This is a genomic window from Ponticaulis sp., from assembly GCF_029210165.1.
GTDB lineage: Bacteria > Pseudomonadota > Alphaproteobacteria > Caulobacterales > Hyphomonadaceae > Ponticaulis.
In genome coordinates, this window is sequence record NZ_JARGNT010000001.1 from 696,453 (window position 1) to 718,781 (window position 22,329).

The following is a 22,329-nucleotide window of genomic DNA, read 5'->3' on the forward strand; positions in this document are numbered from 1 at the left end:
TTTTGCAGCCAAGTTCAGTTAAACAGCCTTGATACTAATCAGAGAGCAAACTCATGCTTGAAGTTACGCTGCCAGATGGCGCGAAAAAAGAATTCGAAGACGGCGCATCCCCAATGGATGTGGCTGAGTCCATTTCCAAATCCCTCGCTAAAAAGGCGCTTGCTGCCAAGGTAAATGGCGAGCTGTGGGATTTGAAGCGCCCTCTGCCGGGCAATGCGGAAGTGGCAATCGTCACAGAGCGTGATCCAGAAGCACTGGAGCTGGTGCGCCACGATGCAGCACACGTTCTGGCACAAGCCGTTCAGGAACTTTATCCCGGCACTCAGGTCACAATCGGCCCCGTGATCGAAGACGGATTCTATTACGACTTCGCCCGCGACGAACCATTCTCGACTGACGACTTTGAAAAGATCGAAGCCAAAATGGCAGAGATCGTTGATCGTAATCTGCCGATCGAACGTGAAGTCTGGCAAAAAGAAGCTGCGATCAAGCACTTCAACGAGATCGGCGAGAAATACAAAGCACAGATCATCGACGACATCATTCCGCCGGGCGAAGAGATCACGCTCTACGGACATGCTGATCAGTGGTCAGACCTTTGCCGTGGCCCGCACCTGCCTTCCACGGGCAAACTGCCAAAAGCCTTCAAGCTGATGAAACTCGCGGGCGCTTACTGGCGCGGCGACAGCAATAACGAGATGCTTCAGCGCGTTTACGGCACGGCGTGGACAAACGAGAAAGAGCTGAAAGCCTATCTCACACGCCTTGAAGAAGCGGAAAAACGTGACCACCGAAAACTCGGCCGCGAACTCGATCTCTTCCACATGCAGGAAGAAGGTCGCGGCATGGTGTTCTGGCACAAGAAAGGTCTCACGCTCTGGCATGAGGTCGAGAACTATGTCCGCCGTCGCCTCGACGCAGCAGATTATGAAGAAGTGCGCACACCGCAGGTTCTGGATCGCAAGTTCTGGGAACAGTCCGGTCACTGGGACAAGTACCGCGAGAACATGTTCGTTGCGGAAACAGCCGAAGAAGAAGTGCTGTCTCTTAAGCCGATGAACTGCCCGGGCCACGTACAAATCTTCAAACAGGGCCAGAAATCCTATCGCGACCTGCCACTTCGCATGGCCGAATTCGGCGCATGTCACCGGTATGAGCCATCCGGTGCGCTGCACGGCCTGATGCGCGTTCGCGCTTTCACTCAGGATGACGCTCACATTTTCTGCCGCGAAGACCAGATTGAAGACGAGACAGCGAAATTCATCACGCTGGCGAAGTCCATTCACTCAGACTTCGGCCTCGAGACGCACCACATCAATCTGGCGACCCGTCCTGAGACGCGCGCCGGGTCTGACGAGTTCTGGGACAAGGCCGAAACACAAATGCTGAACGCTGCGCGTAAAGCAGGTGTTGAACCGGTGATCGCAGAAGGTGACGGCGCGTTCTACGCACCAAAGCTCGACTTCATTGTCAAAGACGCAATCGGTCGTGAATGGACATGCGGCACGATCCAGCTGGACTATGTTCTGCCGGACCGTCTGAATGCGGAGTATGTCGGTGAGGACGGCGCCAAGCACAAGCCGGTCATGCTGCACCGCGCGATCCTTGGTTCGCTCGAACGCTTCATCGGTATCCTGATCGAGAACTGCGCGGGTGCGTTCCCGATGTGGCTCGCGCCGACACATGTGGTTGTTGCGACGATTTCCGAAGAGTCCAACGACTATGCGGAAGAAGTTGCTGAAGAGTTCCGCAAAGCGGGGCTTCGCGTCGAGACGGACATGCGGAACGAGAAGATCAACTACAAGATCCGCGAGCATTCTCACCAGAAAATCCCTTACATCGCAGTGGTCGGTCGCAAGGAAGCTGAAGAGCGCAAAGTGGCCCTTCGTCAGTTTGGCACCAAGAATCAGGAAGTTCTGAGCCTTGATGAAGCATTGGTCAGATTGCCTGCTGAAGCGACCCCACCCGATCTGCGCGAATAAAATACATAATAAAACCTGAAATCTGTTGGTCGCGGCGCGCCGCGGCCATACAGTTTCAGCAGTGTAGGGAGTATAGGCATGCTGGTAGCTGTCTGGTTCTGGCTATTTGCCTGGGTGATGTGGTGGGTCAATGTGGCGCTCGGCGTCCAAGGCGCCTCCCCGATACTCGCCATTATCGCAATCCTTTCACTCCTCGTCTTACTCAGAAAACGCCCTGCGTTGTCTCGCGATGTTATCGCCTTTGGCGTTTTCATTATCTGGTGCGTTGCTTCCACTTTCTGGTCTCCGGGCGCTTCCAGCGGACTGTTCATCTTTGATCCTGAAAATTCCAATTATGCGATCTCTTCGCCGGGGCTTCGTATTGCACTCACAAGCCTGATCTGCGCCTTTGCTTACTGGGCGCTTCACCAGCTCAGTGACAAACAATATCAGCATGGCGCGCGCGCTGTGCGTATCGGGCTCAGTATTCAGGTCGTGCTCACGGCACTTTGGGCGCTAACATTCCAGCTGGTTTTTCGGGTCGCGGGCGAGATGACAGATATTCCGTCAGCCTTTCAGAACATGATCCGAGTTGTGAATATCTCTGTTCTCATGGTGCCACTCGCCGCGATATATCTTCCGGTAAAGAGTGTAGCGATCAAATGGGCGGCCGGCACAGTAATGATGCTAGGCCTCGCCACCCTCACATCTCGCGACGGTTTTGATGCGGGTGCAGCTTTGCTCGCAATTGGTGCCGTGGCCGCGACGGTTATCGCAACTGCATTCTTTGGGCGCCAGATTTTCCGTCTTCTGGGCCTTGCAACGGCGGTCGCGGTTATGGCCATGCCTTTTGCTGTGCAATTGCTTTTGAACGCCGTCTCTCACGGCTCGAATATGTCCTCCCAATCCCGCCTGGATAGCTGGAGCTATGTGCTGGAGAAGATCAAAGAGCGACCGATTACCGGCTGGGGAGTTGAAGCCTCCAAAACCTGGGATGAAACCATTCGGATCATCGGTGCGAACGGGCTCGAGGTAGATTACCGTATTGTGCCGGGACATCCGCATAATGGCGCCCTTCAAATCTGGGCAGAGACAGGCCTGATTGGCGCGCTCCTTATTTCTGCTTTCGCGCTGTTGCTCGGCGACCGCCTCGCGCGCACGTCGTCTCCATCGAAACAGATCATGGCTGCAGGTGCTGCGCTCTGGGGCGGCGGGCTTGTCTATTCTGCGATTTCCTACAGCGTGTGGAATGATGCCTATTGGGCAACCTTCCTCTTCCTCGGTACAGGCATTTATGCGCTGTCCCGTACACTTCCGAGGACGCCGGAGGCTACGGCCTAGTGAATTCAGAAGGCTTCCCATCGGTTTCAGCAGTTGTCGTGACCTTTTTATCAGGTCCCGCGCTGAAAGAGTGCATCAACGCGCTCTGTGTGGAGACGGAAGTCACTGAAATCATTGTTGTAAACAACGGCAACAAGGAAGCAGACAACAAGTGGCTGGCGCAGTTCAAGCCGCCTTCGCATTGCCGATATGAAGTCGTAGGCGGTCATGGCAATATCGGCTTTGCCGCTGCCGTAAATCTCGGCGCGCGACATGCCACCGGTGAGCGCTATCTGATCATCAATCCAGATGCAGTCATTCGCGTACACTCTCTGCCCGCGCTGGAAGAAGCTCGCCAGATGGGCGCAAAACCCTGCCTTGTAGGCGGCAAGCTGATCTATCCGTCCGGGCAGGAACAACGTGGCGCGCGGCGCGATATGCTGACACCTTCGCGCGCGCTCGCGACCTTTACCGGCCTGCACAAATTCCAGCGCATTATCCCGCAACTGCGCAACATGCACAAAGAGCATGAACCAGAACCGGAAACACCTGTGCCAATGCCGGTCGTCTCAGGCGCGCTTATGTACATTTCTGCAGACGACTATGACCGTATAAACGGCTTTGACGAAGGTTATTTCCTGCATGTCGAGGATGTCGATTTCTGCCGGCGCATCGCAGAAGCCGGCGGACAGGTCATGTACACGCCTTTTGCTGTGGCCATGCACTACGGCTCGACCTCTCAGGTATCGGCGACCTTCGTTGAGTATAACAAAGCCAAAGGCCTGACGCGATATTTCCATAAGAACGCAGATACAGCGTTCGGGCGACTAATGGCGAAAGCGAGCTTTTACGGCTTTGCGCCTCTGCTCGTTGTACGTTCGGCCGTCATCCGGTCCCTGATGCAGGCGCGGCAAGCTCTGCGCGATCTGAGAGTTAAGCGCTAGGGAAGCTTCCAGCTTTTAGCAGCGCAGATGGCACGCTGTGTCCGAGCACGCCTTCCAGCCATTTCGATACCGAAATGAGTTTAGAAAGATCGATGCCTGTTTCAAACCCTGCTCGCTCCAGCATGTAGACGACATCTTCCGTCGCAACATTTCCTGTTGCACCCGGCGCAAACGGACAGCCACCAATTCCGCCACAACTTGCATCAATCGAGTCGACCTCGGCCTCGATCGCTGCGAACACATTCGCAAGCCCCGTGCCCCGCGTATCGTGAAAGTGAGCCCTCAGATACACATCTGGCGCATACATGCGCACTTCCTCAATCCGTGCACGAACGAGCCAGGGATCAGCGACACCAATCGTATCAGCGATTCCAACCTCAGCGACACCAGCGCGTTGAGCCTGAGCCGCCAGTCCGCCAACAACGCCGTCACGAATATCGCCGTCGAACGGATCACCAAACGCGACAGCAATGGTGGCCGATAGCGGGATGTTAGCCTCATGCACGATGGGCGCGCAGGCTGCGAGCTTGTCAGCACTTTCCTGCGGGCTCATGCCCTGATTACGACGCCCAAAGCCCTCACCGGCGACGAGCACAAAGTTAATTTCGTCAGCTTCTGCCTCAATCGCGCGTCGCACACCCGTCTCATTCATGGCGAGCGCGATATGACGAACGCCAGTCTTTCGGTCGACGCCCGCAAAAACATCGTCACTGTCCGCCATTTTCGGCACAGCCTTCGGCGAAACAAAGCTACCTGCCTCCATGCGGCGAACACCGCATTCGGCAAGTCGCTCGATAAATTCCAGCTTCTGCGATGTTGTAAGGTCTGACGGGTCATTCTGCAGCCCGTCACGCGGGCCCACTTCAACAATGTCGATACGGCGCGTCATGGTTGGCAAGCCTCCGGTCCCACGAGCAAGGCCTGGAATGTCGCCGCACTTCCATTTGAATAATTCAGCGCGTGATGCAGCTCACTCTGATAGACGCAGCGCCCCTCGGCATCTGCTGCTGCCATAATAGCTGGCGCGACGGCGCGGGCGGCCTCGCTATCCTCAAGATTGATGATGAAGGCTGAATAGTTCGCCTCGCTCAAAGGGCGTAATTCACGGCTTGAATGCGGTTCGATCTGAACATCCGTGCCGTTCGCGAACACAAAGCTCGGTTCTGCAAAACCGATGATCTGAATATCCGATGCGCTAAGCCCGGCACATTCTTCCATGCCCGCAGATGCGCAAGCCTCTTCAAGGGAAGCGCGTGCGGTAACGCTCGCCTGCAGCCAGTTTTGCTCCGGCAGGAAGGTTGTGCGGATATGCCAGCCAAGAAACAGACTAGCGGCCACCGCGCACACCACAGCAAACTGATAGCGCCGCACGACAAAATAAAATGCCGAGAGCAACAGACCCGCAACAATGAAAATAAGCGGCCAAATGATGACGTTCGTCGTCTCCCAGCTCTCCAGCACCAGCGCGGCGTCCGAGAAACGATAGTCACCCGCCCCTTCGGACATAAAGATATCGACACCAACAGGCGAGGCAATAAGCGCCAGAAGACCGCCGCCGAGCAGGAACATCACTAGCGACGCATAACGCGCGATTGGTGCGCGCGCCCCGTCGATGAGCTTGAGAATGCCATATCCACACAGAAGGCCGAGCGCCGGATAGACCGGCATCTCATAGTGGCTGAGCTTGGTCGGCAGCACCTCAAACATGAGCCATGTCGGCAAGAGCCACGCCCAAAGGAAGCTCACCCCATTGGCCTCTGGTGCGCCCTCTTTAGAAGCCTTTGCACCAATGAAGAGCGCCGGAATGAGGAACAGCGTCGCTGGGAAGAAATGCGTGAGCAGATAAAGAAGATGATATCCTGGCGGGCCGGAATGGCCTTCTGATGCGCCGCCAACCTTATCGCCAAGATCCTTGCCCAGAGCTTCTGCGAGGAATTGGCCATCGGTCGCCATCTGGATCGCGACCAACCATGGCAACACCATCAGCACAAATAGAACAGGCCCCGGCCACCATGCCAGCGCGCGGACATAATCCTTGCGCCATTCGCTTCGCACGACCTGAACGAGGCTAAAGCCAATCAGCCCTGCTGCGATGACCTTAAAGAGAATACCACCTGCGGCGCTTAACGGACCGAGCGGTACATAAGCATCGAGAAACACAAAGACGAGCCCCGCGCAGAACATTGCGGGCGCCTTCCAGCCCCGGTCTGAAAGCGCTGAGAACACCAGCGCGAACAGAGCGACCATAGGCGTCACAGGCCCTTTGATCAGGAACCCAAAACCGATCGCAAACCAGAATATAAGGGCAAGCCGTTTTGGTTTGTCCGCCCCCATTTTCAGGTGCGCCAACGCGCCCAGCGCCAGCGTCGTGGCGAGCAACAGCGTCGCATCGGTTTTAGCGATGTGAGCCTCAGTGGTTACGAGCAGCCCAGCTCCGAACAAAGCTGCACCCAGAAATGCTGCACGCCGCCCGACAAGCGGCATACCGGCCCAGAACACCAGAGACGTCGTAAGAGCCGCTGCAATCCATGACGGGATGCGATAGCTCCAGATTTCCTGCGCCTCCGCCGATGAAAACACAGCGGTCGAAGCGGCCTGCAACCAGTAGATACCAGCCGGCTTTTTATTGCGCTGCTCATCCTGATTCCGAATGATCAGATAGTCGCTCGTTTCCAGCATCTGTTTTGATGCCTGCGCAAAGCGCGATTCATCGCGATCTAACGGCGCGAGATTAAAAACACCCGGCGCTGCTGCGATAAAGGTCAGCAGAAACAGAAGGACATAGCCGCGAACACCCCGGCTAATCTGGTCCAGAACGGAAAAACGATCCATAATTCAGGGCCCCGACAAACAAGTTTTCTCACTTAACGCCTTTTCTCTGCATTGTCGCCTCTCGCTTCTTGTAAAATGAACAGGTATGAGGGGCGCTGTAGGCAGACTGAGGAGAACGAAGTGTCTGACGCCGTTGAACTGAGTGTGGTGGTTCCCGTCCATAACGAAGCGGGCAACGCAGCCAATCTGGTCCGAGAGATCGCCAGTGCGCTTGAAGGCCGCGCTTATGAAATGCTGTTTGTGAATGATGCGTCGACCGATTCCACTCTCGATGAGCTGATCGAGGTTCGCAAAGAAGTGCCGCAGCTTCGTATCCTTACCCACCGCAAAAATGCCGGTCAGAGCCGCGCGATCCGCACTGGCGTCATGCATGCACGCGCGCCAATCGTTGGCACGCTGGATGGTGACGGACAGAATGATCCCGCTGACCTGCCAGAGCTTTACCGCACGCTGACGCGTCCTGATGCACCGGAAAAGCTGGCCATGGTGATGGGCCGACGCGCAAAGCGTCAGGATACGGCCTGGAAACGCTTCGGCTCCCGCTTTGCAAACAAGATTCGCCAGAAAATCCTGAAAGACGGATGCGACGACTCCGGTTGCGGCATCAAAGTCGTCAAACGCGACGTGTTCCTGCGGCTTCCATACTTCGACCATATCCACCGCTATATGCCAGCAATCATCCGCGCTGAAGGCTTCACGGCTGAGTTCGTCGATGTGAACCATCGCGGCCGTGTACATGGTGCATCCAAATACACCAATTTCGGTCGTCTTTGGGCAGCATTCTCCGATCTTCGCGGCGTCACATGGCTGATGACACGCCGTAGACTTCCTGAAGGCGTTGATGAAGTGTAAGAATTACACTTAACGAAACCTTGCAGGAGCGCTAACAATGGCAGGTATGTTCGGGCCCATGTTTGCTGCGGCCCGCATGGAAGAACGGCGAGCTGCCGCCGGGGGCGGCAATAATCGGAACCGGAGGGGTGGTCCTATGATGACACTATTCAGCATTTTCCCGCTGCTCACCATACCCGTGGTGATTTACAACATTATGGCCTTTGCCTTCACCGGCAGCGGCCCGATCGACGCGGGCGCAGCGGCGCCAATCCTGGCAAATCTCGAAGCACCTATGCTGAGCCTGCCAATGGTGTCCGGCGCAGTCTGGACGATGACGGGTGGGGACCTGCTCATTCTGATCAGCCTTGTCTTCCTGTTTGTTGAGATCCTGAAATCCACAAGCACAGGCACAGCGACGATCATGAACCATGCGGTGTCCATGATCCTGTTCATTGTGTGCCTTGTCGAATTCCTGCTGTTCGAGAATTTCGCAACATCCATCTTCTTCATCCTGACGATGACGACGCTTCTCGATGTGCTCGCAGGTGTGGTTGTGACGATTGTCTCTGCGCGACGCGACTTTGCGGTCGGCGAAGGGTTTGGCGGCTAAGCCATCATTTCGCTTTAAGAATTTAAAAGGCGCCTCAACAGGGCGCCTTTTTTGTTATGCGAAGAAGAGGATGATCAGCGCAAACACTGCAAGATCGAAGCAGAACCAGGCCAGTCCGTTTCCCTTGAGAATGGCTGGCTCTGCTTTTCGATCAATCCGATGCGTAAGTAGAAGTGGGTCCTGGACACGCATCAGATCAGCCCTCCACGACGGGACTGAACGGGTTTCATTGAGTTTGTATACGCGCTCGCGGCACGCTTTGCATCGGCAGGTGCTTCATAGGCCTGACCGATCAGGTGCGCACTGAAGTCTGCTGTCAGCCAGACCTGCGCGTCGGTACGCGCCATACGGTCTGTTGCACGACGGCCGTGCGCACGGCGATCAGTCTGACGACGGTCACCCATGCGACGATTGCCATGATGACGACGGCTCTCAGTCGTTTCCGCACTCTCTTTAGTACGGTTATACTGATCCTGCCTTGGCTGGCGTGTGAAATGTGCCAGATTGGCACCATATGTCGGTAGAATGCGCGTCATAGGCGAACAGATGCAATTCATTCGCCAATCGAGCTGAACACAGAAATGGTGTCAAAAATGACACTCCTGTGATGTTACTCATTTTTCATTTGAAATTTTTCTTTTATGTGGCACATTGAACACATAAGCGATTGACTGAATTTTGCGTTGTCCCCCCGCTAGTCAGTCGTAAGCCGGTCTTTCCCCTGCCGGCCGCGTTTGAAGCGCAATCACCCGGACCCTCCCCCAAGGTCCGGGTGATTTCTTATCTGCCATCTTGTTTTCATACCGGACTCGTGGCCAAACGAAGTCATGAGCGATTTGTCGATTGTCACCTGGAATATCAATTCCGTCCGCCTGCGCGCGCCGCGCGTTTCTGCATTCCTTGAGCAACACAAACCTGACGTGCTCTGCCTGCAGGAAATCAAATGCCGCGAAAGCCAGTTCCCGACCAAAGTGTTTGAAGACCTTGGCTATAAGCACATGCACATTGCGGGGCAAAAAGGCCTCCATGGCGTTGCGACAGTCTCCAAACTGCCAATCGAACAATTAGAACCGCCGGAATTCTGTAATCTCGGCCATGCCCGCATTGTCGCCTCACGAATTGCGGGCTTTGACATTCACAATATCTACCTGCCCGCTGGCGGTGATGAAGCCGACCCGGTGATCAATGAAAAATTCGCGCACAAGCTCGAATTCCTCGACCGGATGGAACGTATTTATGGCGAGTTCGATACGAATACGCCGCTTATCGTGGTTGGCGACCTTAATATCGCGCCACATCAAAATGACGTCTGGTCACACAAACAACTTCTGAAGGTCGTCAGCCACACGCCGGTTGAGACCGACGCTATGGCCCGCATCATCAAAGCAGGCAGCTTTACCGACCTTGCCCGCCGCGAGCATGGCGATAATGAAAAGCTCTATAGCTGGTGGAGCTATCGCGCTAAGGATTGGGCGACCTCAAATCGCGGTCGCCGCCTGGACCACATCTGGGCGAACGCTGCAGCTGAACCAAAAGCCGTGACCGGCACATATCGCATCCACGCAGACGAGCGTGGCGGCGAGAAGCCATCGGACCACGCCCCTGTCGAGATGCACTTCAACGTCTGATCAGGCAGCTGAATAGGCCTCCTTCAGCCAGCCCTTCACCTCATCGTCGAGCTCGCCCGCCGCGGCGAGCTTCACAACATGTGTGCACATGGCGCTCTTTGAGGCCTCAAGGCGCCCCTCCGGCGCTTTGCCTTTAATGTTGATACCAAGATCAACCCGCGTCTTAGTTGCAGGTGTCACGAGCGCAAACTGCTTTGAACGCCGCAGAGACACGCTCGCCTTCTTGGGCGCGATCTCGACATCGCCGCCAAGCGTCTGCACATATGCGATTACGGCATCATAAATTGGTTTGAGGTCAGCTTTCCCACCGGAATATTGCGCCGCCACCAGATCATCAGACGACTCATCTGTTGTTGAGGCTGCAGATTTGAGCGCCGTATGCGCAACCAGATTGGCAAAGCCGTGCGTCATACCATGATCGGTTTTAAGTAGCTTGACGATTGCGCCATGCTTTTCCAGACCGGACCCGGATACAATCTTTAGCCAGTCTTCCATAGCCTTGCCGGTCTTTTCCGGCATATTGGCAATCATAGTTGCCGCCATTTCTTCAGGTGTCGCCATTTCGCCCTCCCACAATTTGAGGACGGTTTTACGCGATGATTTTCAACTGGCAAATCAGCGCCCGGCGAAACGTGCTTTCACCTGACGCCAGAGCTCGAAGAACACATCGGGACGCATCACCGCAACAACAACCAGTCCCGCCAGCGCGCCCGCAAGGTGCGCCTCATGACCAACACCGCCAAACGAGCCGGACCGGATGGCAAAGGTCGAGAACCCGATAAAGCCGACCGCATAGAGAATGGCAGGGACCGGAATGATTCCGAAAATGAGGATCATCATAAACGGCGCGAACAAGCTGACGCCGATCATCACGCCAGATACCGCGCCCGACGCGCCAACAGCCGCGTAATTCACATCACCCAGATTAGCCCAGACAGCATATCCACTGCCCACCAGAAGGGACACGAAATACAAAATCAGAAAGCCACGCCGGCCAAGAAAGCGGTCACTCTCCAGCGCAGGGCCGAAGAAGAAGAGCGTGAACATATTGAATAGCAGATGGGTGAAGTTCAGATGTAAAAAGCCTGACGTCAGAAGACGCCAGATCTGCCCGTCCATAACCGCCCCGACATGCAGCAGTCCCATGCCAAAGACATAGGGGCTGGCAAATCCGGCGAGCGAGATGATCACGTTCGCCGCGATGATCACATATGTCGCCGGAAGGGATTTCTGTCGGGTCATTTAGGGCTCACCTGCTATGCCTGCAGGCGATACCCGCCTGTCTCGGTCAGAAGAAGTCTGGAATTGGCCGGGTCCGGCTCGATCTTCTGCCGCAACCGGTAAATGTGAGTCTCCAATGTATGGGTAGTGACATTGGAATTGTAGCCCCAAACCTCAGAGAGCAGCTCTTCACGACCAACCGGCTTGCCGCTGGAACGATAGAGATACTTCAGAATGTTGGTTTCTTTTTCCGTGAGACGAACTTTGCGGCCCTCGCTGTCTGTCAGCAGCTTGGTGCTCGGGCGGAACTCATACGGACCGACCTGGAAGATCGCGTCTTCACTCTGCTCAAAGCTGCGCAGGTGCGCACGCACACGCGCCAGAAGAACGGAGAATTTGAACGGCTTATTGACGTAGTCATTCGCGCCAGAGTCGAGGCCCAGAATGGTATCGGCATCCGTTGTCTGACCCGTGAGCATAATCACCGGGGCACGAATACCATCACGGCGCATCAGCTTGCACGCATCGCGTCCATCCATATCCGGAAGCTCAACATCCAGAAGGATAAGGTCTACACGGCCGGTTTTCGCGGCCGAAATACCGTCGGCAGCATTCGCCGCCTCGATAATAGAAAATGTATCATAAAGCTCGAACTGCTCTTTCAGAGCGCCGCGCAAATCCTCATCGTCATCTACCAGAAGGATCGTTTTAGTCGCTGACATGGCCAGCCTCCACAAATTGTCTCGGTCAGACTTTAATAGGGTAAGTCAAATCACATTTGTAGATTTTTATCGATAAACAGAAATGACGACAACTACACATTCGCGTGTAGTTAAGCGTGATTAATCGTCCTCGTCGAGATCGTCTTCGAAGTCCTCGGCCTCGAGTTCATGGTCGATATCTTCGATATCGGCGACATAGTCACCCCCGACCGAGTTCACGCAGTCCGAGTAAAGGTCCAGAAGCAGCTCTTTACCGAGATCGGTCGGCTTGAGATTCTTACCATCCAGAATCGTCTCCATCAGCTTCCATGCCGTGTAGGATGGTGACCAGTTCTTTGTATCAGACATGAGGGCGCTCCAATGATTTCACATCGGGAATCATGGATGCGTTCGCGGCGTTGCGAAAGAACAGAAATGGCTGGCGAAGCGGTTATTCTCCGCCAAGCGTTCCAGACAGAGCTGCGCGCGCAGCAATGCGTGGGCTGACAAGGTGCGTACGGCCATCGCGGCCCTGACGGCCCTCAAAATTCCGGTTGGAGGTCGACGCGCAACGCTCGCCCGGCTCCAGCGTATCAGGGTTCATACCAAGGCACATAGAACAGCCCGGCTCACGCCATTCAAAGCCAGCCGCTGTGAAGATCTCGTCGAGACCTTCTTCTTCGGCTGCCGCGCGCACGAGACCGGAACCCGGGACCACCATGGCGCGCACGCCCTCGGCAATGGTCTTGCCTTCAACTTCTTTCGCCGCAGCACGCAGGTCCGCGAGGCGGGAGTTTGTACAGGATCCAATAAAGACACGGTCGATCTTCAGGCCCGAAATCGGTTCACCCGGTGTGAGGCCCATATATTTGATCGCGCGGGTCGCAGCCTCTTTCTTGATAGGATCATCAAAATCTTCCGGCGCAGGAATGCTCGCAGACAAAGGCAGAGCCTGCTCAGGGCTTGTGCCCCAGGTGACAGTTGGCGGAATGTCGGCAGCATTAATCTCAATCACATGATCCCATTGGGCATCATCATCAGAGAAGAGCGTTTTCCAGTGCGCAAGCGCCATTTCCCAAGCGCCGCCTTTTGGCGCAGCAGGACGACCCTTCATATATTCAAACGTGACCTCATCTGGCGCCACGAGGCCAGCACGTGCACCGCCTTCGATCGAGAGGTTACAGAGGGTCATACGGCCCTCCATATCGAGCCCGCGAATTGCGTCACCCATGAACTCAATAACGCAGCCTGTTCCGCCCGCTGTGCCGATCATTCCAATCAGGTGAAGCGCGATATCTTTCGCCGTCACACCTTCCTGAAGTTCACCATTCACACGCACAGCCAAATTCTTCATCTTGCGGGCGCGCAGAGTCTGAGTCGCCAGAACGTGCTCAACTTCGGATGTACCAATGCCGTGCGCCAGCGCGCCAAACGCGCCGTGCGTGGAGGTGTGGCTGTCACCGCAAACGATCGTGAGCCCCGGCTGAGTACGCCCCTGCTCCGGCCCGACGACGTGAACGATACCATTACGGATGTCGCCCATCGGGAAGAACTCGATGCCATACTCTTTCACATTACGTGAAAGCGTTGCGAGCTGGTTCTTCGCTTCCGGGTCTGTGACACCATCAATGCCTGCCGCCTGATTTTCTGTCGGCGTGTTGTGGTCCGCGACAGCGAGCGTCAGGTCAGGGCGGCGCACATTGCGGCCTGCAGATTTAAGGCCCGCAAACGCCTGAGGCGTCGTTACCTCATGGATAAGGTGAAGATCGATGAATAGCAGCGCATCACCATCCGGAGTTTCATCCACCAGATGTGCATCCCAGATTTTGTCGTAGAGCGTTTTGCCAGTCATAAGTCTTTTTTACCCATAAGAGAAAAATTCACGCGCTCTTCTTTCAAGACGCAAAGCGTTTGTCCAGTCACTGAGGCATAAGTTTGCGCCTGACGAATATCAGAGATAATGCCCGGTCTCACCTATGTGTAGAGTTGGTTGCATTCTGACCAGCGCGTAAGCCATAAAGTAGCAGAGCAAACACTGCACGAGACGCCATGCTTACAGAAGCCAAGCTTAATGAGTGGACCAGCTGGGTCTGGACAAACCTCCATCGCGGGGTTTCTCCGTCCATGCTGAAAGCAGAGATGTCAAAGCAGCTTGTGCCAGAGGGCGAGATTGCACGCGTTTTTGACCGCGCGCTCGAACCCACTGCTCCGGTCGACTACGAAGCGCTCGCCAATTGCGCGATCACCAGAAAGTTCACAGAAACAGCCGGGCTGAAGAAAATCGCATCCCGTAAGGCGCAGGTTTTCAGTTGGGAAAATTTCCTGACACCGGACGAGTGCGAGAAGACGATCGACGTCATCAACCAGCATTTGCGCCCGTCAGAGGTTACAGACACGCGCGGCGATAAATATGTCCGCACGTCGTCCACGTGCGATTTGGGCGATATTGCTGATCCGCATGTCTTTATGCTCGATCGCAAGACGGCCGAGGGCCTTGGCATTCACTGGAGCTATTCGGAGCCAACGCAGGGCCAGAAGTACGAGATCGGTCAGGAGTTCAAATCTCACACCGATTATTTCGAACCAAGAACCAAAGAATTCGAACCGAATACGGCAGAACGCGGCCAGCGCACCTGGACCTTTATGATCTATCTGAATTCCACGCCGGAAGGCGGCGCGACGCGGTTTCCGAGACTGGAAAAACTGTTCCGCCCGAAACAGGGCATGGCCGTTATCTGGAACAACCTCAATGCCGATGGCAGCGTGAACCCTTTCACCCTGCACCATGGCATGAAGCCGCGTCAGGGCGAGAAATACATCATCACCAAATGGTTCAGAGAACGCGGCTGGGGCCCAATGTTTGATGATCCGGGGTTTTCGAAGCTTTAGAGCTTCTTGACGATATGGCCCATTTTCCGGCCGGCGCGCATTTCCCGCTTGCCATAGAGCGTGATCATATCGCCCGGACCAGCTGATCCATAAGCCTTCATCACATCGTCACCGAGCAGATTCTCCATCTCAACATCCATGAGACGGTCTGTACTACCAAGCGGCCAGCCCGCAATAGCGCGGATATGCTGCTCGAACTGACCGGTGATGCAGGCTTCCGGTGTCCAATGGCCTGAATTATGGACGCGCGGCGCGATCTCATTGAGAAGGATCTCGCCCGACTCCAGAACGAAGAATTCACACGCCATGACACCCACATGGCCGAGCGCCTCTGCGAGATTTTTTGCCGCCTCGATAGCAGCCTGTTTTGTCTCTTCGGCATAACGCGACGGCGCACGTGAGATGTGGAGAATACCGTTCTTATGAATATTCTCGGCAGGCTCGAACGTTGCCATTTTACCATCGACGCGGCGCGCCACGATGACAGACATTTCTCCGGCGAAAGGGACGAGCGCCTCGAACACGCATGGCGCTTCACGTAAATCTTCAAACGCCTGAACCGGACTGTCTTCAGGCTTCAGCCGACGCTGGCCATGCCCGTCATATCCGTCGCGGCGTGTTTTCAGAATGCCGTTTCCGCCGAGCGCCTCAAACGCCGTAATCGCCTCATCAACGGTGTTTACTACGTGATAATCTGCCGTCATCACGCCCGCATCGCGTGAGAAAGACTTTTCCAGATGGCGGTCCTGACAGATTTTAAGAGAAGTCTGGCCCGGGCAAACGGTAACGCCCATGTCCTCAAGGATTTGCAGCGCCTCAACAGGCACGTTCTCAAATTCCAGCGTGATCAGATCGCAACGGACAGATAACTCCGCAAGCGCGTCACGATCAGTGTAGTCTGCGATAATCGAATGTGACGCGACACGTCGCGCAGGACTATCCTCATCCTGTCCAAACACAACAACATCAAAGCCGAGCCGGGCCGCCTCGGTGGCAAGCATCCGGCCAAGCTGACCGTCGCCCAGAATTCCAATCACCGAGCCGACGGGTAAAGGTGTCATTGGTCTACCGGTTCCTCTGTCACCGCGGCGCTTTGCTCTTCGCGGAACGCAATCAGGCGTGCACGTACGTCTTCATCATGAAGCGCGACAACAGACGCCGCCAACAAAGCAGCGTTCGCAGCGCCTGCGCCGCCAATCGCCAACGTGCCAACAGGAACACCCTTCGGCATCTGAACAATAGACAGAAGGCTATCCATGCCTTTGAGCGCTTTGCTTTCCATTGGAACGCCAAACACTGGCAAATGGGTCAGCGCCGCGACCATGCCTGGAAGGTGGGCTGCCCCGCCTGCACCGGCGATAATCACCTGAACACCGCGCGCCTCGGCTTCGCGTGCATAGGTAAACATACGGTCTGGCGTACGGTGGGCAGACACGATCTTGCACTCATGTGCAACACCAAGGGATTCAAGCATATCATGGGCGGCGGAGAGAACCGGCCAGTCAGACTGACTGCCCATAATAATCCCAACCTGAGGCGTGGTTGTCATAGCGGGTGTGCTCCGGCAAAGGGACAACTTATGGATTTTGTTCCCGCTGGCAAGACCCTCTGCAATTGCGCGGTTTCCTTCCGGTTTTTTAAAGAAAAAATCGCCTATCGTTAACCGTCCACTAAGCCATTCAGCGCATTCTTAATAGAATTGCGAGGAATGATTTAATGTCTGACACGCCTTCGGGTCATCAGAATTGGACATCAGGAAAGGTTCTCCAGCTCTATCCGGGCGGGGGAAACAATGATCGCACGTCCGATTCCGTTCGCGCGTCGCTCAACACATTTCTCAATGCGTCCGGCTGGTCGGTAGACGACCTCACGCCAAACCAGCTCCACATGCTGGTTGGTCTTATGACCGAGCGCCAGAATCTTCTCGAAACCGTCCAATCGCTAAACGCTGCGCTGGATCAGGCGCGCGACATTGCTGACCACGACCCGCTTTTGCCGGTATATAACCGCCGCGCTTTCATGCGTGAGCTTGCTAAACAGATTTCCTTCTGTGAGCGCTACGGCACCACCGTCTGTCTCGTCTATATGGACCTGGATTACTTTAAAGCGCTCAATGACTCTCTTGGTCACTCGACCGGCGACATGGCGCTAAAATCCTTTGTCTCCATCATTAAGAAGCATGTTCGCCAGTCCGACCTCGTCGGCCGCATGGGCGGAGACGAGTTCGCTGTACTCCTTCTTAACGCAGAAGAAGAGCAAGCCGCCCAGAAGGCGGGTTTCTTTTCTGATGACCTCAAAGAGATGGAATTTGGCGAAGCAAGTGCTGCCATGACACTCGATGTCTCATGCGGTGTTGCTGTCTGGGAACGCGGTGAAACACCGGAGCACTTCATCGAGCGCGCCGACGAAGCCATGTACATTCAGAAGCGCCTGAAGAACAAAGCACGCGCCTGAACCCCCTCAAATGCAGAAACAAAGCACCGCCCGTTTATCGTGCAGCGGCGTTTGAAAACGCGTCAGCGCTTACGCTGCGGCATGCTTTAGTATTTTTTCTGCAATTAGTGAGTTGATCACGAAACTGTACGCGTTTAATAGCCTGCACTAAAGATGTAGTGAGCCTATCATGAAATCGCCCGACGGGGCCGTTTTACGAGGCTTGCATTTGGGGGAGTGCAGCAAGGCGCGTTCGAATAAATCGAACAGCGACAAACTCTTCCACGACAGAATTGAGCGCGGTGCCTGCCTGTGTAGTATCCGCCTCAAAACAAACGACGCGGCATTCCCTTGTATTGCCGTCTCGTAGGAGAGCCGGCTTCCGGCGCTCCGAGGTCAGTCTCTTTTTCCCCTGTGCAAGGGTTGAGAGTCTGTCTTTTCTTTCCCAGAAGACCTGAAGGCGGTCGGTTTCCGACCGCCTCTTTTTCTGGCAAAATTGCGCATAGCACGACCTGCATAGGTGCGACACAATCCTGCATAGCTCACCCGGAAAATCTGTGTTCCAAGTGAGAACGACAGCGTTCATGGGCATTTTTTAAGCTTTTTTATAGCGAAATCCGATAAAAGTATGAGGTTTGCGAGCTTTTAATCACTTATATGCTGTGATCATATGCCTTGCTTGAGTCTCGGCATGGAATGTATCGGGCTCGTTATAAAAAACGAACCCGAACCAACTGGGACAAGAAAGAAAGACGGACGAAAGACATGACGACGAAATTTCCATTGCGTACGAAACGGAAAATGGAGACGCGCCTGAAACTCGTCAGGTCTGCCCGCCACCTGTTTCTGACCAAAGGTTACGACAACACGACACTCGAAGAAGTCGCGGAAGCAGCTGGCCTGCACGTCCAGACACTTTACCGTCACTTCGGCACGAAACAGGATCTCGCAAAAGCAGGCGATGAATACTGGCTGCGCCTTTTCGAAGAAGCGATCAGCAAGCGCGACGCGTCTCAAAGCACATTTGCGTTCTGGCGCAACTGGATGTCCGAAACCGTTGATACGCTTCTGGAAGACGCCGAGGCATTTCGGTCCCACCTTCGCATGAGCTATTCAACGCCAACTATTATGGGCGCGACACTCGCGATCCGTGGCGAGTATGAAGATCTTCTAACCAAACATCTGGCGAAAGATTTCGGCATGCCGTTTGAAGGCGTGACAACACCGCGCCTCGTTGCCGGCATGCTCATGTCGGGCAACCACTATGTCCGAATGAACTTCAAAGACCATGATACAGACCTGAAAGCTGAAACACTGCAGGTTATCGATACCGTCACTGAAATGTTCTCCGATCTGGTGAAAGCACCCGCGAAAGCTCCGGAGAAAGTAAGCGCTGAATCCACACCGGCCTGAGCGCGTTTAAAATCACTGGCACACCTCCCGCGATTATGCATAGTTCACTCTATTAAAGAGAGAACATAATCCGTGGGAGGATACCTTGAACACAACCGAGACGACGGGCTTACTGCGCCCAAAGCTGATCGCTGGCGCATGTTTTGCCGCGCTGCTTGCGCTTGGCGCATGTAATCCGACAAGTTCGGAATCCGCGCCAGCCGCTGTTGAACAAACCGAAATCCATGAAAGCCGCTTTTCTGCAGAAGGCCTTCAAAACCTGGACGACGCCATGCGTCAGGCGGTTGAGTCCGGCGAAGTCATCGGCCTGTCTTATCTTCTGGTATCCGGCGAAGAAGAAATCGCACGCAATTACTTCGGTCTCGCCTCAACTCAAACGAACGCGCCGATTCAGGAAGATACGATTTACCGCATCTACTCCATGTCCAAGCCGATAACCGGCGTTGCCATGATGATGCTGTGGGAACAGGGCCTGTGGGACCTCGACGATCCGGTCACTGAGTACATTCCGGAATTTGAAAATCTTCGCGTTCTGGACGGTATGAATGAAGACGGCACACCGCGTCTGGTTGATGCGAACCGCCCGCCAACCATGCGCGAAGTCATGAGCCATCAGGCAGGTTTTGCCTACGGTCTGGGCGGCACGGATATCGCGAATGAAGCCTTCCGCGAGCGCCGCATTCTGCGAGAGCCGGATCTGGACTCCTTCATTGATGCGATCGCTGACGTTCCCCTGCTCTTCCAGCCGGGCGATGACTGGTATTACAGCGCCGCTGTCGATGTGCAGGGCTACATTGTAGAGAAGCTTTCAGGCCAGAGCTTTGGCGAATTCCTCGACGAAAACATCTTCACACCACTTGGCATGGACGATACCGGCTTCTTCGTTCCGGAAGCCGATTATGACCGCCTGTCTGATGTTTTCACCTTCAGTCAGGAATATGATCGACTGGTAACTGTCCCGACGCTCGAAACGCGTTTCCGTGAAGATACGGTACCTATGGAATCCGGTGGCGGCGGCCTCGTCTCGACACTCGATGACTATAAGAATTTCTGTCAGATGATGCTCAATGGCGGCGAACTGAACGGCCACCGCATTATCCGCGAAGATACTGTCGAGCTGATGCGCACAAACGTACTCGGTCCGGACATGGAGCTCTGGTCCAACGGCAATGCGGGGCGCGCAACAGGCGCTGAAGGCCATGGCTTCGGTCTTGATTTCGGCATCGTTATGGACCCGTCCGCCACAGGTACAGGACAAGGCCCCGGCACATATTACTGGGGCGGTGCTGCCGGAACATGGTTCTGGATCGACCCTGCCAATGACCTCTATTTCATCGGCATGATCCAGCTGTTCGCAGGCGATCCTGAATCGCAGTTTGACCCGCGCGGTGCGAGCCGTGAAGCCGTCTATGGCGCTCTGGTCGAGTAATCAGCCAGCTGGTAAATTTACCTAACTTGACATTCGTGTAGTTAAGTATCACAAATTCAATGGCAGGCTGGCAGAGTGCGCAAAAGCGCCGCCAGCTGCCAACTTAAGTGAGGAGTCAGAAAGGCAAAAATGCCTTTCGCGGGAGGATATACATGAAGGCTTTGTTTTCAGCCGCTGCAGCGATGGCGCTGCTGGCCGGCTGCGCGACTGCGCAATCAACCGGTACAGCGACAACAACCGCGGCGGCACCAGCTGTTGCTGAAGAAAGCGCTCGTCCAGACCTGAACGGCGTCTGGCGCGTCAACAATCGCGCTTACTACGACCTGGAAGCACACCATGCACGCCATGCTATGCAATTGCGTGAAGGTCCATACGGCCCTCTGCCTGATAGCCGCGTTGTCGCACTGGGCGCCATTGGCGCGGTTCCAGCGGGCGAAAGCGTCGTAAGCACGGGCGACATTCCATATACAGCGGACGCACTCGAGCGCCGCGATGCGAATTTTGAAAACTGGATTGATCGCGACCCGAATATCAAATGCTACCAGCCGGGCGTTCCGCGCGCGAACTATATGCCATTCCCGTTCCAGATCATCATGAATGAGGAACAGGGCCAGATGCTGATGGCTTACGAATATGCTGGCGCAGTTCGTAACGTCTTCCTTGGCGAAGATCCGGGCGAAGCGCCGGTCGATAGCTGGATGGGTCAGAACTATGGTTACTGGGACGGCGATGACTTTGTAATCGAAGTCAAATACCAGAACGGTCAGACATGGCTCGACCGCGCAGGCAACTTCCTGCCATACGGCGCAGAAGTCACAGAGCGTTATTCCCGTATTGACGACAATCACATTCGCTACACAGCGACGATCGTCGAGCCGGAAACCTACACAGAGCCTTGGGAAATCTCCATGGTGCTCTACCGCCAGATCGAAGAAGACGCTCAGATCCTCGAATTCAACTGCGTTGAATTTGTTGAAGAACTTCTTCACGGCCACCTGCGCCGGGAGCCGCTTGACTAATGAAAGCGCTCAAACTTCTCACAGCCTCGGCGGTAGCGGGACTTCTCGCTGCCATGCCGGGTGCGATGGCTCAGGATGGTCCGGCCCCATGGGATCCGGACTATGAACCGCCACGCATGGAAGATGGCACACCAAGCTTTGCCGGTGTGTGGTCGAAGGCATCCCTTACCGTTCTGACACGCGGACGCCAGTTCTCCGATCTCGTGATCCCGCCTGCCATGGCGCAAGCGATCGAGTCCGGCAACGCCGCAGCGACAGAGCGCGCCAATGCAGCGCGCGACCCTGACGAAATCCGTCAGGCACCTGAAGCGGGCGGCGCTGGCGTGGGCGGCTATAACCGTTTCTGGATGGACCCGGGCAATGCACTCGGCGTCATTGACGGCGAATATCGCTCATCTTGGATTGTCGATCCGGCCGACGGCCAGATCCCTTATACAGACGCAGCCCGTGAAGAAGCCGAAAACGCCATTTCAAACATGCGTAACAGCTTCTCTGATCCGGAAGTCCGCTCTGCAGGCGAACGTTGCACAGTCGGTTTCGGCTCTACAGGCGCACCGCCTATGCTGAACGTGCTTTACAACAACCATATTCAGTTCTTCCAACAGGAAGACCTGATCGTTATTCTCGCAGAAATGAACCACAATGCTCGCATGATCCGCATGAATGCGGAACACCGTGGTCCGGAAATGCGTGAATGGCTTGGCGATTCGATTGGACACTGGGAAGGCGATACGCTCGTCGTGGAAACGACCAATTTCCACCCGGATAACTCTATTCGCACGGCTATTCGTCACGAGCTGTATTTCGAACCGGATACAGTCGTAGAAGAGCGCTTCACACGCGTATCTGACGAAGTGATCCATTACGAGTTCACCGTGACTGACCCGGATCTGTTCACACAGCCATGGCGCGGCGAGATGCCGATCTGGGCGGCTGAAGGCCCGATCTATGAGTATGCCTGCCATGAAGGCAACTACTCTCTGCCGGGTATTCTGGCGGGCGCACGACGCGAAGAACGTCTGGCAGCGGAAGCTGCTGCTAACGGAGGTGGCGGGGAATAGACCTGCCGCTTTCAGAGATGACCACACCGGTGCG

The 22,329-nt window shown here is 55.3% G+C and carries 23 protein-coding genes; 12 read left to right on the top strand and 11 right to left on the bottom strand.

Annotated features, from left to right (window positions below; translation table 11 throughout):
• Nucleotides 1–53: 53 nt before the first annotated feature.
• From thrS to P1U45_RS03520, 3 genes are all read left to right on the top strand, one after another.
• Nucleotides 54–1,982 carry a threonine--tRNA ligase gene (thrS, locus tag P1U45_RS03510; protein WP_301057518.1) on the top strand — a complete coding sequence of 643 codons (1,929 nt, stop codon included), beginning with the start codon at nt 54–56 and terminating at the stop codon, nt 1,980–1,982.
• A gap of 78 nt (nt 1,983–2,060) precedes the next feature.
• Nucleotides 2,061–3,302, top strand: a complete 1,242-nt coding sequence (locus P1U45_RS03515; protein ID WP_301057519.1) for an O-antigen ligase family protein — start codon at nt 2,061–2,063, stop codon at nt 3,300–3,302.
• Entirely contained in the window at nt 3,302–4,225 is a 924-nt protein-coding gene (locus P1U45_RS03520) for a glycosyltransferase family 2 protein (protein ID WP_301057520.1), read from the top strand. Before P1U45_RS03515 ends, P1U45_RS03520 begins: the two co-directional genes overlap by 1 nt.
• On the opposite strand, the gene P1U45_RS03525 is transcribed toward P1U45_RS03520, so the two are convergent.
• The gene (locus tag P1U45_RS03525) at nt 4,215–5,114 is read right to left on the bottom strand and encodes a hydroxymethylglutaryl-CoA lyase (protein ID WP_301057521.1); all 900 of its coding nucleotides are present in this window, start codon (nt 5,112–5,114) and stop codon (nt 4,215–4,217) included. The genes P1U45_RS03520 and P1U45_RS03525 overlap by 11 nt on opposite strands.
• Nucleotides 5,111–7,057 (bottom strand): glycosyltransferase family 39 protein, encoded by a 1,947-nt coding sequence (locus P1U45_RS03530; protein ID WP_301057522.1) that lies wholly within the window; start codon nt 7,055–7,057, stop codon nt 5,111–5,113. The genes P1U45_RS03525 and P1U45_RS03530 overlap by 4 nt, the downstream gene beginning before the upstream one ends.
• A 120-nt stretch (nt 7,058–7,177) precedes the next feature.
• Between P1U45_RS03530 and P1U45_RS03535 the strand changes: the two genes are divergently transcribed.
• Entirely contained in the window at nt 7,178–7,909 is a 732-nt protein-coding gene (locus tag P1U45_RS03535; protein ID WP_301057523.1) for a glycosyltransferase family 2 protein, read from the top strand.
• A gap of 136 nt (nt 7,910–8,045) precedes the next feature.
• The gene (locus P1U45_RS03540; protein WP_293616281.1) at nt 8,046–8,501 is read left to right on the top strand and encodes a hypothetical protein; all 456 of its coding nucleotides are present in this window, start codon (nt 8,046–8,048) and stop codon (nt 8,499–8,501) included.
• Nucleotides 8,502–8,555: 54 nt separating this feature from the next.
• Here the strand turns inward: P1U45_RS03540 and P1U45_RS03545 are convergent, their stop codons facing one another.
• Entirely contained in the window at nt 8,556–8,693 is a 138-nt protein-coding gene (locus P1U45_RS03545) for a hypothetical protein (protein WP_022693567.1), read from the bottom strand.
• Nucleotides 8,693–9,037, bottom strand: a complete 345-nt coding sequence (locus P1U45_RS03550; RefSeq protein WP_301057524.1) for a hypothetical protein — start codon at nt 9,035–9,037, stop codon at nt 8,693–8,695. The genes P1U45_RS03545 and P1U45_RS03550 overlap by 1 nt, the downstream gene beginning before the upstream one ends.
• A gap of 291 nt (nt 9,038–9,328) precedes the next feature.
• Here P1U45_RS03550 and xth point away from each other — a divergent pair, with 291 nt between their 5' ends.
• A complete protein-coding gene (xth, locus tag P1U45_RS03555; protein ID WP_301057525.1) occupies nt 9,329–10,129 on the top strand; it encodes an exodeoxyribonuclease III in 801 nt (266 codons plus the stop codon).
• Here the strand turns inward: xth and P1U45_RS03560 are convergent, their stop codons facing one another.
• The 5 genes from P1U45_RS03560 to leuC form a co-directional block, all read right to left on the bottom strand.
• Nucleotides 10,130–10,690: a DUF4287 domain-containing protein gene (locus tag P1U45_RS03560; RefSeq protein ID WP_301057526.1), complete on the bottom strand. Its 561-nt coding sequence runs from the start codon at nt 10,688–10,690 to the stop codon at nt 10,130–10,132.
• Between the two features lie 54 nt (nt 10,691–10,744).
• The gene (locus P1U45_RS03565) at nt 10,745–11,371 is read right to left on the bottom strand and encodes a rhomboid family intramembrane serine protease (protein WP_301057527.1); all 627 of its coding nucleotides are present in this window, start codon (nt 11,369–11,371) and stop codon (nt 10,745–10,747) included.
• Between the two features lie 14 nt (nt 11,372–11,385).
• Nucleotides 11,386–12,072, bottom strand: a complete 687-nt coding sequence (locus P1U45_RS03570) for a response regulator transcription factor (protein WP_293609326.1) — start codon at nt 12,070–12,072, stop codon at nt 11,386–11,388.
• 120 nt (nt 12,073–12,192) lie between these two features.
• Complete coding sequence (locus P1U45_RS03575; protein ID WP_301057528.1) at nt 12,193–12,420, bottom strand: hypothetical protein; 228 nt, start codon at nt 12,418–12,420, stop codon at nt 12,193–12,195.
• An 82-nt stretch (nt 12,421–12,502) separates the two neighbouring features.
• A complete protein-coding gene (gene leuC / locus P1U45_RS03580) occupies nt 12,503–13,903 on the bottom strand; it encodes a 3-isopropylmalate dehydratase large subunit (RefSeq protein ID WP_301057529.1) in 1,401 nt (466 codons plus the stop codon).
• A gap of 197 nt (nt 13,904–14,100) precedes the next feature.
• Here leuC and P1U45_RS03585 point away from each other — a divergent pair, with 197 nt between their 5' ends.
• Complete coding sequence (locus tag P1U45_RS03585; RefSeq protein ID WP_301057530.1) at nt 14,101–14,940, top strand: 2OG-Fe(II) oxygenase; 840 nt, start codon at nt 14,101–14,103, stop codon at nt 14,938–14,940.
• Here P1U45_RS03585 and P1U45_RS03590 read toward each other — a convergent pair.
• Together P1U45_RS03590 and purE are read right to left on the bottom strand one after the other, a co-directional pair.
• Nucleotides 14,937–16,001, bottom strand: coding sequence for a 5-(carboxyamino)imidazole ribonucleotide synthase (locus P1U45_RS03590; RefSeq protein WP_301057531.1), 1,065 nt, complete (start codon nt 15,999–16,001; stop codon nt 14,937–14,939). The two genes, P1U45_RS03585 and P1U45_RS03590, sit on opposite strands and share 4 nt — an antisense overlap.
• Nucleotides 15,998–16,489, bottom strand: coding sequence for a 5-(carboxyamino)imidazole ribonucleotide mutase (gene purE, locus P1U45_RS03595; protein WP_301057532.1), 492 nt, complete (start codon nt 16,487–16,489; stop codon nt 15,998–16,000). Before purE ends, P1U45_RS03590 begins: the two co-directional genes overlap by 4 nt.
• A gap of 167 nt (nt 16,490–16,656) precedes the next feature.
• Here purE and P1U45_RS03600 point away from each other — a divergent pair, with 167 nt between their 5' ends.
• The 5 genes from P1U45_RS03600 (at nt 16,657) to P1U45_RS03620 (ending at nt 22,295) form a co-directional block, all read left to right on the top strand.
• Nucleotides 16,657–17,394: a GGDEF domain-containing protein gene (locus P1U45_RS03600; RefSeq protein ID WP_301057533.1), complete on the top strand. Its 738-nt coding sequence runs from the start codon at nt 16,657–16,659 to the stop codon at nt 17,392–17,394.
• Nucleotides 17,395–18,138: 744 nt separating this feature from the next.
• Nucleotides 18,139–18,786: a TetR/AcrR family transcriptional regulator gene (locus P1U45_RS03605; protein ID WP_293607118.1), complete on the top strand. Its 648-nt coding sequence runs from the start codon at nt 18,139–18,141 to the stop codon at nt 18,784–18,786.
• A gap of 85 nt (nt 18,787–18,871) precedes the next feature.
• Complete coding sequence (locus P1U45_RS03610; protein WP_301057534.1) at nt 18,872–20,215, top strand: serine hydrolase domain-containing protein; 1,344 nt, start codon at nt 18,872–18,874, stop codon at nt 20,213–20,215.
• Nucleotides 20,216–20,367: 152 nt separating this feature from the next.
• On the top strand, nt 20,368–21,234 hold the full coding sequence (locus P1U45_RS03615; RefSeq protein ID WP_301057535.1) for a hypothetical protein: 867 nt from the start codon (nt 20,368–20,370) through the stop codon (nt 21,232–21,234).
• Nucleotides 21,234–22,295: a hypothetical protein gene (locus P1U45_RS03620; protein ID WP_301057536.1), complete on the top strand. Its 1,062-nt coding sequence runs from the start codon at nt 21,234–21,236 to the stop codon at nt 22,293–22,295. The genes P1U45_RS03615 and P1U45_RS03620 overlap by 1 nt, the downstream gene beginning before the upstream one ends.
• Nucleotides 22,296–22,329: the final 34 nt, after the last annotated feature.

Excerpts from the sequence above, each read along its gene's own strand:
- thrS (WP_301057518.1), top strand. The coding sequence starts at position 54 with ATGCTTGAAGTTACGCTGCCAGATGGCGCGAAAAAAGAATTCGAAGAC.
- P1U45_RS03515 (WP_301057519.1), top strand. The coding sequence starts at position 2,061 with ATGCTGGTAGCTGTCTGGTTCTGGCTATTTGCCTGGGTGATGTGGTGG.
- P1U45_RS03525 (WP_301057521.1), bottom strand. The coding sequence starts at position 5,114 with ATGACGCGCCGTATCGACATTGTTGAAGTGGGCCCGCGTGACGGGCTG.
- P1U45_RS03530 (WP_301057522.1), bottom strand. The coding sequence starts at position 7,057 with ATGGATCGTTTTTCCGTTCTGGACCAGATTAGCCGGGGTGTTCGCGGC.
- P1U45_RS03540 (WP_293616281.1), top strand. The coding sequence starts at position 8,046 with ATGATGACACTATTCAGCATTTTCCCGCTGCTCACCATACCCGTGGTG.
- P1U45_RS03545 (WP_022693567.1), bottom strand. The coding sequence starts at position 8,693 with ATGCGTGTCCAGGACCCACTTCTACTTACGCATCGGATTGATCGAAAA.
- P1U45_RS03550 (WP_301057524.1), bottom strand. The coding sequence starts at position 9,037 with ATGACGCGCATTCTACCGACATATGGTGCCAATCTGGCACATTTCACA.
- xth (WP_301057525.1), top strand. The coding sequence starts at position 9,329 with ATGAGCGATTTGTCGATTGTCACCTGGAATATCAATTCCGTCCGCCTG.
- P1U45_RS03560 (WP_301057526.1), bottom strand. The coding sequence starts at position 10,690 with ATGGCGACACCTGAAGAAATGGCGGCAACTATGATTGCCAATATGCCG.
- P1U45_RS03565 (WP_301057527.1), bottom strand. The coding sequence starts at position 11,371 with ATGACCCGACAGAAATCCCTTCCGGCGACATATGTGATCATCGCGGCG.
- P1U45_RS03570 (WP_293609326.1), bottom strand. The coding sequence starts at position 12,072 with ATGTCAGCGACTAAAACGATCCTTCTGGTAGATGACGATGAGGATTTG.
- P1U45_RS03575 (WP_301057528.1), bottom strand. The coding sequence starts at position 12,420 with ATGTCTGATACAAAGAACTGGTCACCATCCTACACGGCATGGAAGCTG.
- leuC (WP_301057529.1), bottom strand. The coding sequence starts at position 13,903 with ATGACTGGCAAAACGCTCTACGACAAAATCTGGGATGCACATCTGGTG.
- P1U45_RS03585 (WP_301057530.1), top strand. The coding sequence starts at position 14,101 with ATGCTTACAGAAGCCAAGCTTAATGAGTGGACCAGCTGGGTCTGGACA.
- P1U45_RS03590 (WP_301057531.1), bottom strand. The coding sequence starts at position 16,001 with ATGACACCTTTACCCGTCGGCTCGGTGATTGGAATTCTGGGCGACGGT.
- purE (WP_301057532.1), bottom strand. The coding sequence starts at position 16,489 with ATGACAACCACGCCTCAGGTTGGGATTATTATGGGCAGTCAGTCTGAC.
- P1U45_RS03600 (WP_301057533.1), top strand. The coding sequence starts at position 16,657 with ATGTCTGACACGCCTTCGGGTCATCAGAATTGGACATCAGGAAAGGTT.
- P1U45_RS03605 (WP_293607118.1), top strand. The coding sequence starts at position 18,139 with ATGACGACGAAATTTCCATTGCGTACGAAACGGAAAATGGAGACGCGC.
- P1U45_RS03615 (WP_301057535.1), top strand. The coding sequence starts at position 20,368 with ATGAAGGCTTTGTTTTCAGCCGCTGCAGCGATGGCGCTGCTGGCCGGC.
- P1U45_RS03620 (WP_301057536.1), top strand. The coding sequence starts at position 21,234 with ATGAAAGCGCTCAAACTTCTCACAGCCTCGGCGGTAGCGGGACTTCTC.